The 12,796-nt window shown below is 72.6% G+C and carries 11 protein-coding genes; 7 read left to right on the top strand and 4 right to left on the bottom strand.

Annotated features, from left to right (window positions below; genetic code table 11):
- The 3 genes from ACTJKJ_RS13140 to ACTJKJ_RS13130 all read left to right on the top strand — a co-directional run bounded on the left by ACTJKJ_RS13140 (position 1) and on the right by ACTJKJ_RS13130 (position 4,046).
- Positions 1–1,041, top strand: a complete 1,041-nt coding sequence (locus ACTJKJ_RS13140) for a SpoIIE family protein phosphatase (RefSeq protein WP_440820720.1) — start codon at positions 1–3, stop codon at positions 1,039–1,041.
- Between the two features lie 72 nt (positions 1,042–1,113).
- Positions 1,114–2,055, top strand: a complete 942-nt coding sequence (locus ACTJKJ_RS13135) for a sensor histidine kinase (protein WP_440820813.1) — start codon at positions 1,114–1,116, stop codon at positions 2,053–2,055.
- Positions 2,052–4,046, top strand: coding sequence for a response regulator (locus ACTJKJ_RS13130; protein WP_440820719.1), 1,995 nt, complete (start codon positions 2,052–2,054; stop codon positions 4,044–4,046). The genes ACTJKJ_RS13135 and ACTJKJ_RS13130 overlap by 4 nt, the downstream gene beginning before the upstream one ends.
- A gap of 24 nt (positions 4,047–4,070) precedes the next feature.
- Here the strand turns inward: ACTJKJ_RS13130 and ACTJKJ_RS13125 are convergent, their stop codons facing one another.
- A complete protein-coding gene (locus ACTJKJ_RS13125; protein WP_440820718.1) occupies positions 4,071–6,203 on the bottom strand; it encodes a TonB-dependent receptor family protein in 2,133 nt (710 codons plus the stop codon).
- 182 nt (positions 6,204–6,385) lie between these two features.
- Here ACTJKJ_RS13125 and ACTJKJ_RS13120 point away from each other — a divergent pair, with 182 nt between their 5' ends.
- The 3 genes from ACTJKJ_RS13120 (at position 6,386) to ACTJKJ_RS13110 (ending at position 9,774) form a co-directional block, all read left to right on the top strand.
- Complete coding sequence (locus tag ACTJKJ_RS13120) at positions 6,386–7,807, top strand: PQQ-dependent sugar dehydrogenase (RefSeq protein ID WP_297389888.1); 1,422 nt, start codon at positions 6,386–6,388, stop codon at positions 7,805–7,807.
- Between the two features lie 162 nt (positions 7,808–7,969).
- The gene (locus ACTJKJ_RS13115) at positions 7,970–8,293 is read left to right on the top strand and encodes a helix-turn-helix transcriptional regulator (RefSeq protein WP_297389885.1); all 324 of its coding nucleotides are present in this window, start codon (positions 7,970–7,972) and stop codon (positions 8,291–8,293) included.
- Positions 8,290–9,774 carry a type II toxin-antitoxin system HipA family toxin gene (locus ACTJKJ_RS13110; protein WP_297389883.1) on the top strand — a complete coding sequence of 495 codons (1,485 nt, stop codon included), beginning with the start codon at positions 8,290–8,292 and terminating at the stop codon, positions 9,772–9,774. The genes ACTJKJ_RS13115 and ACTJKJ_RS13110 overlap by 4 nt, the downstream gene beginning before the upstream one ends.
- 13 nt (positions 9,775–9,787) lie before the next feature.
- On the opposite strand, the gene ACTJKJ_RS13105 is transcribed toward ACTJKJ_RS13110, so the two are convergent.
- From ACTJKJ_RS13105 to ACTJKJ_RS13095, 3 genes are all read right to left on the bottom strand, one after another.
- Complete coding sequence (locus ACTJKJ_RS13105; protein ID WP_091724777.1) at positions 9,788–10,351, bottom strand: hemerythrin domain-containing protein; 564 nt, start codon at positions 10,349–10,351, stop codon at positions 9,788–9,790.
- Positions 10,348–10,992 (bottom strand): hypothetical protein, encoded by a 645-nt coding sequence (locus tag ACTJKJ_RS13100; RefSeq protein ID WP_297389879.1) that lies wholly within the window; start codon positions 10,990–10,992, stop codon positions 10,348–10,350. The genes ACTJKJ_RS13105 and ACTJKJ_RS13100 overlap by 4 nt, the downstream gene beginning before the upstream one ends.
- Positions 10,993–11,209: 217 nt before the next feature.
- On the bottom strand, positions 11,210–12,202 hold the full coding sequence (locus tag ACTJKJ_RS13095) for an SDR family oxidoreductase (RefSeq protein ID WP_217648416.1): 993 nt from the start codon (positions 12,200–12,202) through the stop codon (positions 11,210–11,212).
- 377 nt (positions 12,203–12,579) lie between these two features.
- Here ACTJKJ_RS13095 and ACTJKJ_RS13090 point away from each other — a divergent pair, with 377 nt between their 5' ends.
- Positions 12,580–12,792 (top strand): hypothetical protein, encoded by a 213-nt coding sequence (locus tag ACTJKJ_RS13090; protein ID WP_175538128.1) that lies wholly within the window; start codon positions 12,580–12,582, stop codon positions 12,790–12,792.
- The last annotated feature ends 4 nt before the right edge of the window (positions 12,793–12,796 follow it).

Raw genomic sequence — 12,796 nt, 5'->3', positions numbered from 1 at the left:
ATGCGTCCGCTTCGTCGCTTCCCCATCGACGACGTCAGTCAGGTGGGCGAAGCCCGGCGGGCCGCGCAGGCGCTGGCCACCGAACTGGGCTTCGACGCGGACGCCGCCGGCCGGCTGGCCCTGGTGGTGACCGAGCTCGGCACCAACCTGGTCCGGCATGTCGGCCCCGGCCGCAAGGCCGAATTGCTGGTCGGCCCCGACGTCGCGCGCGATGCGGGCCCGCCCGCCGTGCAGGTGCTGGCCATGGACCAGGGCGACGGCATGGACCTCGAGCGCTGCCTGCGCGACGGCTACAGCACCGGCGGCTCGTCCGGCACGGGCCTGGGCGCGATCCGGCGCCAGGCCGACCGCTTCGGCGCGTTCTCGGCGCCTGGCCGGGGCACGGTCATCGCCACCCGCTTCGCGGTGCGGGGCGAGCGCACGTCCGTGCCCGCGCGCCCTGCGGCCTTCGACATCGCCGGGCTGTCGCTCGCGGCGCCCGGCGAGTCGGTGAGCGGCGACGCCTGGGCCCTGCGCCGCGACGGCACGCAGTGGTCGCTGGCGCTGGCCGACGGCCTCGGGCACGGGCCCGACGCGGCCACGGCGGCGGATCGGCTGATGGCGCTGCTGGGCGAGGCGGCGCCGGGCCTGCGGGCCTCGCCGGCCGCCTTCCTGGACAGCGCGCACGAGCCGCTGCGCAGCACGCGCGGCTGCGCCGCCGCGATGGTCGCGCTCGATGAAGGCGGCGCGTCGCTGCGCTTCGGCGGCGCCGGCAACGTCATCGGGCGCCTGATCTCCGGCGTGGCCGACCGCTCGCTGCTGTCGCAGCACGGCACGCTCGGCCTGCAGGTGCGACGCCTGCAGGATGTGGTCTACGATTGGCCGCCCCACGCGGTGCTGGTGCTGCACTCCGATGGCATCGTCAGCCGCTGGTCGCTGGCGGACACGCCCGGCCTGCTGCAGGCCGACCCGGCGGTCATCGCCGGATGGATCGCCCGGGACCACCTGCGCGGACGGGACGACGCGACCGTCGTCGTGGTGCGCCGCCATGAAGGACCATGACGGACGATGAAGGACCGTGAGGACAGCGAGACAGTGAGGACAGTTGACACAGTTGGAACGCGCATGACGCCGATGAACGACACCACGACCATCGCTCCGGATGTCGCCGCGCTGCAGGCCGCGCTGGCCGCGGCCCGCGCCCAGGTCGAGGCCTTGCAGAACGAACTCGACGAGACCAACCGCGGCGTGCTGGCGCTGTACGCCGAGCTGGACACGCAGGCCCAGCAGTTGCGCCAGGCGACCGAGCTCAAGAGCCGCTTCCTCGCCTACATGAGCCATGAGTTCCGCACGCCGATCTCGTCGATCCGCAGCCTGACGCGGCTGCTGCTCGACCGCATCGACGGCCCGCTGACGCTGGAGCAGGAACGGCAGATCAACTTCATCCGCACCACGTCGGAGGAATTCGCCGACATGGTCAACGACCTGCTCGACCTGGCCAAGGTCGAGGCCGGCCGCATCGACATCTCGCCGGCCTGGTTCGAGCTGGTCGACCTGTTCGCGGCGCTGCGCGGCATGTTCAAGCCGGTGCTGGTCAACCCGGAGGTGCAGCTGGTCTTCGAGGAGCCGCAAGGCGTCTCGCAGCTCTTCACCGACAACGCCAAGCTGTCGCAGATCCTGCGCAACTTCATCTCCAACGCGCTGAAGTTCACCGCGCAGGGCGAGGTGCGCGTCAGCGCGTTGGTGGGCGACGGTCCGGACGGCGCGGACGAGATCACCTTCTCCGTGCGCGACACCGGCATCGGCATCGCGCCGGAATTCCACGGCGCGATCTTCCAGGACTTCGCCCAGATCGACTCGCCGATCCAGAAGCGCCTGCGCGGCACCGGCCTGGGCCTGTCGCTCAGCAAGCGGCTGGCGGAGCTGCTCGGCGGCCGCGTCGCGCTGAGCAGCACGCCGGGCGTGGGGTCGGTGTTCTCGGTGACGCTGCCGCTGCAGCTGCCGGGCGGGACCGGCGCGACCGAAGCGGCGACCGACGCGGAGGCCAACGCAGTCAGGGGGGTGCCCGACGCATGAGCGAGCCCCACGCCATCGACCGCTCGCGGCACCGGCTGCTCGTCGTCAACGACGATCCGGTGGGCCGCTACACCACGGTGCGGCTGCTCAACGCGGCCGGTTTCCGGACGCTGGAAGCCGCCACTGGCGCCGAGGCGCTGCGCGCCGCGGAGCAGCGGCCGTCCGCCGTCGTGCTGGACATCCACCTGCCCGACATCGACGGCTTCGAGCTGTGCCGCCGCCTGCGCGCCCAGGCCAGCACCTTCCGTCTGCCGGTCATCCACCTGACGGCCGCCTACCTCACCGACGAGGACAAGGTCCGCGGCCTGGACGCCGGCGCCGATGCCTACCTCACCCATCCGGTCGAGCCGGCGGTGCTGGTGTCGACCATCCAGTCGCTGGTGCGCACCCGCGAGGCCGAGGAGGCGATGCGGCGCAGCGAGGCCAAGTTCCGCGCCGTCTACGCGCAGGCGCCGATCGGCATCTGCCTGCTGCGGGCCGGCGACGGCACGCTGCTGGAAGCCAATCCCGCGATGCTGGCGCTGCTGGAGCTCGGCGCCGACCAGGGCGAAGCGGTCGCGGGCCGCCCGCTGACCGACTTCGTCGCCAGCGAGGACCAAGGCGCCGCGCGCGGCTTCATCGCGATGCTCGGCAGCGAGGGCGCGCGCGCGGAGTTCCCGCTGCGCTCGAGCGGCGGCCGCGCGATGCCGGTCGAATGGACCGCCTCGCCCCCGATCGAGCCCGGCATCTGCATGGCGATGGCCTCGGACATCTCGCAGCGCCAGCTGCTGGCGCGGCAGCGCCAGGAACTGCTCGACCGCGAGCGCGTCGCGCGCGGCGAGGCCGAGCGGCTCTCGCGCATGAAGGACGACCTGATCGCGGTGCTGTCGCACGAGCTGCGCACGCCGCTGAACGCGATCATGGGCTGGACGCACGTGCTGCAGCGGCACAGCCCGCCGGAGCTGCTCGTCAAGGGGCTGGCGGCGATCGACCGCAACGTGTCGATCCAGGCGCGGATGATCACCGACATCCTGGACATGTCCCGGCTCAACATCGGCAAGCTGCCGCTGGCGCGCGAGCGAGTCGAGGCCGGCGCGGTGCTGCGCGAGGCGGTGGCGGTGGTCCAGCACACGCTCGACGAAAGCGGCCACCGGCTGGCGCTGGACCTGCGGGACGAGGCCACGCCGCTGCTGGCCGACAGCGGGCGGGTGCAGCAGGTGATCTGGAACCTGATGGGCAACGCCGCCAAGTTCTCGCCGCGCGGCAGCACGATCACCCTGACGCTGCGAGCCGCCGATGGCGGCGCGCGCGTGGAGGTCCGCGACGAGGGCCAGGGCATCGCGCCGGAGTTCCTGCCCCATGTCTTCGACCGCTTCACCCAGAGCGACGCGGCCAGCAGCCGCCAGCACGGCGGGCTCGGCCTGGGGCTGGCGATCGTCAAGAGTCTGGTGGAGGCGCATGGCGGCTGGGTGGAGGTCCACAGCGAAGGGCGTGGGCGCGGCGCGGCCTTCCGCTTCTGGCTGCCCGGTGCCGACAACGCGCCGCCCGACGTGGACACCGGCCCCGGCATGCTGAGCGCCTTCGGCGCCCTCGGCGAGGCCGCCACCGGCGACGCGCCGGCGATCGTGCTGCCGGGCCTGCGGGTGCTGGTCGTGGACGACGACGTGGACGCCGGCGCGATGCTGAAACTGATCCTGGGCGAGCGCGGCGCGCAGGTGACCGTGGTCCACGGCGCGGACGAGGCGCTGCTGGCCCTGGCCGGCAACGCCTTCGACCTCTTGATCAGCGACATCGGCATGCCGGGTCGCGACGGCTACGACCTGGTGCGGGACATCCGCGGCCTCGAGCCGCCCGGCGAGCGGCTGCCGGCGATCGCGCTGACCGCCTTCTCGCGCGACGTGGACCGGCAGCAGGCGCTGCAGGCCGGCTTCGACGCCCACCTGGCCAAGCCGCTCAAGCCGCCGCTGCTGATGCGCCTGGTGGCGCAGATCACCCGCGCGGACGTGGGCTGAGGCGCGCCGCGACCCGGCGCCGGATCAGCCGCCGCCCGGCGGCGCGGCGCGCAGCGACAGGCCCAGCCAGAAGGCGCGGCCCGGCGCCGGCTCGTAGAAGCGGCCGTTGCCGTCGTTGACGATCACGCTGCCGGCGTAGCGACGGTCGGCCAGGTTGTCGATGCGGGCGGTCAGCTCGGCGCGCAGCGCACCGAGGGTCCAGCCATGACGGGCCCGGAGGTTGAGCACGCCGTAGCCGGCGGCCCATTCGCTGTTGAGGTCGTTGACCGCGGCGCGCTTGACGCCGCGCCATTCGACCGCCCACTCGCCGTCGCGCGCCGTCTCGAAGGGCCGCCAGGCCAGCTCGGCGTAGGCGCTGCCGCCGTGGGTGCCGGCGATGCGATTGCCGGACGGCACCGCCACGTTCGCGGATGGACAGGGCGTGCCGACACAGGTCAGGAATCCATCGCGGTATCGCGCCTTCAGCGTGCCGAGCGCCAGTTGGGCGCGCCAGCGCGGCGTCGCGTCCCAGCTGCCCGCCAGTTCCACGCCGCTGCGCCGGGTGCGACCGACATTCTGGAAGCTCGACCGCCCGCCGCTGTTGGACAGCACGCCGATCTCGTCGCGCGTCGCGACATGGAACACCGCGGCGTCCAGCGAGACCGTCCCCGCGCGCCACTTGGCGCCCAGTTCCTGCTGCGTGCTCTTCTGCGGCCGCAGTCCCGCGTTGAAGCCGCCCTGCCCGTCCGCCCGGTAGGCGAGCTCGTTGAGCGTCGGCGATTCGAAGCCACGGCCGACGGCGGCATGCAGCAGCAGCGCCGGCGTCAGTCGCCATCCGAGTCCGACGGCCGGCGTCGCGTAGCGGTAGCGCATCGCGCCCGAATCGTCGCCGTTGCCGAGGAAGCGGTCGCGCGCGGCCAGACGCACGCGACCGGCGCGCAGGCCGGCGCTGGCGTCCAGCGTCGCCGTCAGCGGCAGCTCCAGCTGGGCATAGGCCTCGCGGGTGATCGCCTCGTTGCCCTCGTCGCGGCGCAGCGCGCCGGTGACGCCCAGGCGCTGGGCCGCGCCGCTGCCGACGAAGTTCTCGTAGCCCTGGCGATCGTCCTCCTGGCGTTCCGTGTTCACGCCGGTGACCAGCGTCGCCGCGCCGACGCGCCACAGCGCCCGCGCGTCGATGCCGTCGTAGTCGCGGCTGAAGTCGACCACGCCCCCGCCGCTGCCCGGCGGCGTCTGCGCGGCGACGGGAATGGACTGCCACTGCGTCACCGCGCGCCGGCCCGCATAGGCCGTCAGCACGCTTTCCGCCAGCGGACTTGCCGCTTCGAACTGATGACGCCAGCGCAGGCCGAGCTGCGTCTGCCGCGCGTTCTTGCGGGTGTTGAACTGCGTCGCCGGCGCCGCGGTCTGGTCCGGATCGGCGGCGAGCTGCGCGGCGGTCAGCCCCAGCGGATCTTGCGCGCGCTGGTCGATGTCGCTGAGCAGCATCAGCACCTGGTCACGCGCGCCGGTCCAGGCCAGGCGACCGTTGGCCAGCGTCCGCCTGGCCGCGCTGTGCGGCCGGCTGCCGTCGATCTCCAGGTGGGACGCGCCCAGTCGCGCCTCCCAGCCGTCGCCGAATGGGGTGCCGGCCTCGATCCGCGTCTGGCGCAGGCCGGCGCTGCCGGCGTCCAGATCCAGTTCGGCGAATCGCTCGCGCACCGGCGCGCTCACCAGCGCGATCACCCCGCCCGAGCTGTTGCCGTACAGGGCGGTGAAGGGCCCGCGCAGCACCTCCACCCGCGCGGCGGAGGCCAGGTCGAAGTGCGTCACCTGCCCCTGGCCATCGGGCATCGTGGCCGGGATGCCGTCGGTGTACAGGCGCAGCCCGCGCACGCCGAACGGGGCCCGCGCGCCGAAGCCGCGCGACGAGAGCTGCAGGTCCTGCGCGTAGTTCTGCCGGTTGTTGGCGGTCAGGCCGGGCACGCGATTCAGGGCCTCGGACAGATGGATGCCGGGGCCGGCGCCGCGCAGCGTGTCGGCGTCGACCACCGACGCCGCATACGGCGCGTCCTGCAGCGCGCGCTCCGAGGTGCTGCCGGTGACCACCACCGCCGGCAGCGCGGCCGGCTGTCCCTGCGCCGCGGCCAAGCCCCATCCCCACAGCGCCGCGGCGCCGATCCATTCCCTCGTCGATCGCATGAAGTCCCCGGTGAATGACGGACCGCGACGATACGCGGCCCGGCGCCGGAGGGAGCAATCGGGATGCCAGCGACGAACGACGCGCGCCGGATCCGGGCACCTCGCTTGCTGGACCGCACGAGGTGCCGCGCCCGGACGCGGCGTCCCGGTCCGCGCACGGACCGATCCCGCCTGGAGTCCGCATGAACGACAACACCTTCCGGCGCCTCGCGCGCCCAGCCGCCGCCGGCCTCGCGCTGACGGCCCTCGCCGCCGTCGCGGCGCTCGGCCATCAGGCCGTGCTCGCGCTCGAGGCGCAGACCGCCACGCCGCCCGGCTACGGGCCCAACCCGACCCTGCCCGAGCCGCAAAGGACGCTGGTGCCGACGGTCAAGGTCGCCAAGGCGGTCGGCTGGCCCGCGGGCGGCAAGCCGCAGGCGGCGCCCGGGCTGGCGGTCACGCGCTTCGCCGACAAGCTGGACCACCCGCGCTGGCTGCATGTGCTGCCCAACGGCGACGTGCTCATCGCCGAGACCAACGCGCCGGAGCGCCCCGACGACGGCAAGGGTCCCAAGGCCTGGATCACCAAGCAGTTCCAGAAGAAGGCCGGCGCCACGCCCAAGAGCGCCAACCGCATCACGCTGCTGCGCGACACGGACGGCGACGGCGTCGCGGACCAGCGCTTCGCCTTCGCCGAGGGCCTGAACTCGCCCTTCGGCATGGCGCTGATCGGCAACAACTTCTACGTCGCCAACACCGACGCGGTGGTCCGTTTCCCCTACGCGAGCGGGCAGACCCGGCTGGCCGGCACGCCGGTCAAGGTGGCGGACCTGCCGGGCGGCACGATCAACCACCACTGGACCAAGAGCCTGATCGCCAATGCCGAGGGCACCAAGCTCTACGCGGGCATCGGCTCCAACAGCAACATCGCGGAGAACGGCCTGGAGAACGAGCAGCGTCGCGCCGCGATCCTGGAGATCGACCTGCAGAGCGGTGCCTCGCGCGTCTTCGCCTCGGGGCTGCGTAACCCGGTGGGCCTGGCGTGGGAGCCCACCAGCAAGGCGCTGTGGGTGGCGGTGAACGAGCGCGACGAACTCGGCGACGATCTCGTGCCCGACTACATCACCTCGGTGCGCGACGGCGGCTTCTACGGCTGGCCCTACAGCTGGTACGGCCGGCACGTCGACGAGCGGGTCAAGCCGCAGCGACCGGAGCTGGTCGAGCAGGCGCTGGTGCCGGACTACGCGGTCGGCGCGCACACGGCCTCGCTGGGGCTGGCCTCGGCGGATGGCAACAAGCTCACGCAGGACTATGCGCACGGCATGTTCATCGGCCAGCACGGCTCCTGGAATCGCAAGGTGCCCGCGGGCTACAAGGTCGTCTTCGTGCCCTTCGTCGGCGCCAAGCCCAGCGGCATGCCGATCGACGTGCTGACCGGCTTCCTCGACGCCAAGGGCCAGGCGATGGGCCGGCCGGTGGGCGTGGCGATCGATCGCCAGGGCGCGCTGCTGGTGGCGGACGACGTCGGCAACGCGATCTGGCGCGTGACGGCGGCCGGAGCCGCCGGGCCTCGCGCGGCCTTCCCGGCCGCGGCCGGCGCGGCCAGCACGCCGGCTTCCCGCTGAGGAGCCGCGCATCGCGCGCCGTCGCGCCCTTCCCTTTCGACGGCGGGATTGGAGAATGGCACTTCGGTGCCATTTTCATTTTTATGCGCAATATATTGCTGATCTCTTGACGCCGATCTGGCAATAAACTACGGTTTAACCGTCGATCAGCAATTAATTACCATGCTCACCCTCCCGGAAATTGCCGACACCCTGCGTGACGCCGCCAAGCGCAACGGCTGGACGCAGGCGCGCCTGGCGGAATCGTCGGGCGTGTCGCCGCGCACGCTGACCCATGTGCTCAGCGGCGAGGAGGACTTCCGTCTCACCACGCTGATGGCGCTGGCCGACCGGCTGGGACTGGAGTTGCTGCTGGTGCCCAAGGGCGCGGCGCGGGCGCTGGGCGCGGGCGAGGAGCTCGGCCCGCCGGTCCGGTCCGTCGTCACCGAGGCGCTGGATGCGCTGCACGCGCCCGCCGGGTCCTCCGCCGCCAAGGGGCCGCGATGAACGTCAAGGCGCTGGCCATCCACCTGGGGGAGCTCCGCCTGGGCGTGCTGTTCCAGTACGCGCTGCCCGGCGCGGCGGTCACCAACCGCTTCGTCGCCGACGAGGACCTGGTCGCGCGCGCCGGCGCCGTCATGCCCACCTTGTCGCTGTCGATGCGCGCGGCCACGCCGCAGGCGCAGGCGGCGGTCTGGCGCGACATCCGGTCCGCCAGCTTCAACGGTCGCCACTCGGCGAAGAACGGCTGGCTGCTGCCGGCCTTCTTCCAGAACCTGCTGCCCGAGGGCGTGTTCCGTGACCACGTCGCCGCGCTGCGCCAGTGCGCCCCGACCGACCACTTCGAGATGCTGGCCGCCTGCGGCAAGGATCTGCCCGGCAAGGTCCACGCGCTGCCGGTGGCGTTGTCGCGGGACGAGCTCGCCCGCTACGTGACCCAGGGCCAGGACGCGCTGGAGATGTCGGTCACCGCCGATCCGCTCGAGGAAGGCGTGTCGCTGTCGGGCGTGCAGCCCAAGCTCGGCGTGATCCGCGATGGCGACCGCTACGTCGGCCGCACCAAGGACCACGACACCCACATCATCGCCAAGCTGCCGGTCGTCGGGCAGCCGCTGCTGCCGGAGGTCGAGGACCTGACGCTGCGCCTGGCGCGCGCGGCCGGTGTGGACACCTGCGACGCGGCGCTCGAGCCGCTGGAGCGCCTGGGCCTGCCGCATGGCTACGACCTCGGCGACGCGACCGGGCAGACCCGCTTCCTCGCGGTGACGCGCTTCGACCGCTCGCCGGCCGGGCGCATCCACGTCGAGGACTTCGCCCAGATCCTGGGCCGCATGCCCGAGGACAAGTACGGCGGCGGTCCCGACGGACGCCCGGTGACCTACCTCGACATCGCCGCGGTGCTGATGGCCGAGCCCTCGATGGGGCAGCCGGCGGTGCACGAGCTGCTGCGCCGGCTGGTGGTCAACGAGATGGTCGGCAATGCCGACATGCATCTGAAGAACCTCGGCGTGCGCTACCTCGACGGCCTCACGCCGACGCTCTCGCCGGCCTACGACCTGGTCGCCTACGCGGTGTACCACCGCCTGCGCGGCCATGCGCTGCTGATCCTGCCGCCGGAGTACCTGCCGCGGGCCGCGCGGGCTTCCGAGGGCGCGACGACGGCGCCGCAGTCGATGTCGCCGGCGCTGCTGCAGGCCTTCTGCGACCGGCTGCGCATCCCGGTCAAGCCGGCGGAGCAGGCGATCTCGCGCTGCGTCAAGGCGGCCTTCGCGCACTGGCCCGAGATGATCGAGGCGTCCCTGCTGACCGCGCAGCAGAAGCAGCGGCTGCTGGCGCACTTCCAGGCGCATGAGCTGGTGGCATCGCTGGCGCGCCGCGCGGCACGCACCGCCGCAAACGCGCAGACGGCACAGGCGGCACCGGCGGCACCGATGGCACAAACGGCCCCCATGGCCGAACGCCCCGACGGCGAGGCGGCCTCGGGCTGAGGCCCATGGACGCTCAGGCGTCCTGCTGCCGCTCGTACTCCGCGCTCTCCTGGGCGAGTTCGTCGCGCCACTGCCGTTCCAGCTCGTCGCGACGGCGCCGCAGCGCGGTCGACAGCGACGACCAGTCCACCGACGAGGCATGCGTCAGCCGCGGCAGGATGCCCTGCTCCACGTCCTTGGCGTGATGGCTGACGTAGCGGCCCAGCACGCCGACCAGGGGCGCGAACTGCGCGTCGTCCGCGCGCATGCGCCGCAGCTGCGACATCAGGATGCGCACGACCAGGTGCTCGATCTCGGCCTCGTTGATCAGCCGGCGCTCCACGGCGCCGACCTCCGGACACTTGCGCACCGCCGGGTAGAACAGCTCTTCCTCCAGCGTCGCATGCACCGTCAGCAGCGCGCAGGTGCGGCGCACCAGCGCCTCGCAGGACTCGTGGTCCCCCAGCGCCCAGAGCCGGTCGAACTGGTGGAAGGCGTGCTGCGCGCGCTGGTGGTCGTCGATCAGGAGGGCCACGACCTCGTCCCGCGCCATCAGGTCGGCACGGAACTCGGTCCTCGGCAGGACATGGGCCCTCATGCCGGTTCCCCTTGCTCGAGGCACTCCGCCAGCGGCTGCGCCAGGCGTTGCCTGGCCGGCGTGGCGTGGTCGTCGTGATAGCGCCGGGGGCCGTCGGGGTGGACGCCCGGATCGTCCGGATGCTCATGGGGCGCCTGCTCGGGGCCGGGCGCGGGCGGCTCCGCGGGCGCGGTCTCGTCGGAGCGCTTCGGCGCGTCGGTCGGGCCTGGCGCGGGTGGCGAGGCAGCGTCCGGCCCCTCCCACAACTGCTGCCAGGACGACTCCCCGAGCGCCTGCGCATCGAGCGGCGCCTCGTCGAGCGCCTCGATCACGCCCAGGGTGCGCAGCGCGCCGCTGAGCGGATCGCGGCGGCGGAAGCGCCGATCGCGCACGCGGTAGAGGTGCAGGTCGGCGCCGATCATCCGGTACTCGCGCACATGCCCGTCGCCATGCGGCAGATCGTCGGCGCAGAACGGCCGCGGCAGTTCGCCGGCATCGGCCGGCAGCACCGCGTGGTTCCACTGGATCGGGTCGTCCAGCAGCGACTGTGGCGTCAGGCCGAGCAGCCCTTCCACCGAGGCGCTGACGTGCAGCAGGCGTTGACTCGCGACGTCGGCGCACCACACCAGGTGCCAGGGCGTCTCGAAGGCCTTGTCGTTCATGAGGCGGGTCTCCTTGGAACTTCCGGAGGGCGGGTGGCGCGGGCGGGGAATCGCCGTCGACAGGCTCCGGGCAATCGCGGTGCCGTCCCCGATCGGGGGACAGCGGCCGCGGCCGGACCCCGGCGCGCGCCGCTTGGAGCGCGCCGTGGGAGCCGGCGTCGGCGCCACGTCGAAGGCGGCGTCGAAGCCGGCACGAAGGGCGGCGTCAGGCTGATCCTCAAATGGCGCCCACGCTGCCGGTCACCGGCAGCACGATGCCGGTCACGTAGCCCGAGCACACCGGCGAGGCGAGATACACGTAGGCCGGCGACAGCTCCTCGGGCTGCGCGGCGCGTTTCATGTCGCTGGTGGCGCCGAACTCGGACACCTTCTTGGCGGGGGAGTCGGCCGGGTTGAGCGGCGTCCACACCGGCCCGGGCGCGACCGCGTTCACGCGGATGCCCTGCGGCAGCAGGTTCTGCGCCAGCGACTTGGTGAAGGCATGGATCGCGCCCTTGGTCGAGGCGTAGTCCAGCAGCGTCGCGCTGCCGCGCAGGCCCACCACCGAGCCGGTGTTGATGATGCTCGCGCCCTGCTTCAGGTGCGGCAAGGCCGCCTGGGCCATGTGGAAGTAGCCGAAGATGTTGGTCCGGAAGGTGAGCTCCAGCCGTTCCTCGGTCAGGTCGGCCAGCGTCTCGGCGTGCTCCTGGAAGGCCGCGTTGTTGACCAGCACGTCCAGCCGCCCGAAGCGCTGCACGACCTTCTGCACCGCTTGCCGACAGAACTCCCGGTCCTGCACGTCGCCCTTGATCAGCTCGCACTGGCGGCCCTCGGCCTCCACGTGGCTGGCGGTCTTGCGCGCGTCCTCGTCCTCGCTGAGGTAGACGATGGCCACGTCCGCGCCCTCCCGGGCGAACAGCACCGCCACCGCGCGGCCGATGCCGGAGTCCCCGCCGGTGACGATCGCCGTCATGCCCTCGAGCTTGCCGCTGCCGCGGTAGTCGGGCGCCAGGAAACGCGGCGCGAGGTCGAGATCACCCTCCTCGCCCGGCTTGTCCAGGTGTTGCGTGGGGAAGCGGCTGGGCTGCTCGCGCGCGCCGGCCTGCACCGGCTCGTCCTTCGAGGACTTCCTGCCGGCTTCCTTGGCCTGCTTTTCCTGGTCCTTGACGTCCTGCTGATGCTGCACGTGCTGCTGCTTCTCCACGGTGTCCTTCGCGGTCTTCGTCGTCATGGGGGTACTCCTTGGGAACGGTCGTCGATGCCCGGAATCGGCAAGCGCCGGACCGGGCTGTACTTCCACCGCCGCTGGCCCTCACCCCTTCCCTCTCCCGCAAGCGGGAGAGGGGGCAATACCGCCAGCGGTGGCGCCCCCCTTTGCCCCTCTTTTCACCCTCTCTTTCCCCCCTCTTTGCATCTCTCTTCGCCCCCGTTGCACCTCTCGTTGCACCCTGGTTGCACCGCTCGTTGCCCCTCGCGTTGCATCTCGCGTTGCACCCTCTCCCCGCGAGCGGGGAGAGGGAGGGGTGAGGGGCCGTGTCATTGCGGCGAAGCCGCCACTTGAAACCGGGCGCGCCGCTTGCAGGCACCCGTGCGACACAAGGACCGCTCATGACGCCATTCGCTCCGCCGCTCCACGCCCACACGGTGCCGCCCAGCCCGCCGCATCCGAACGAGGTGCCTTTCGTGCCGCCGCCGCCGCACGGCCCCACGCCGGAGCCGGACGACCAGCCGCCCGACGTCATCGACCCGCCCATCCCTGGCGAGAACCCGATCCCGGTGCGCGAGCCGCCCTACATGCCGCCGCCCACCGCCATCAACTGACTCC

This window comes from Roseateles sp. 22389, assembly GCF_052044995.1.
In the GTDB taxonomy this organism is placed as follows: domain Bacteria; phylum Pseudomonadota; class Gammaproteobacteria; order Burkholderiales; family Burkholderiaceae_C; genus Roseateles.
This window is presented reverse-complemented; position numbering and strand designations above follow the sequence as displayed.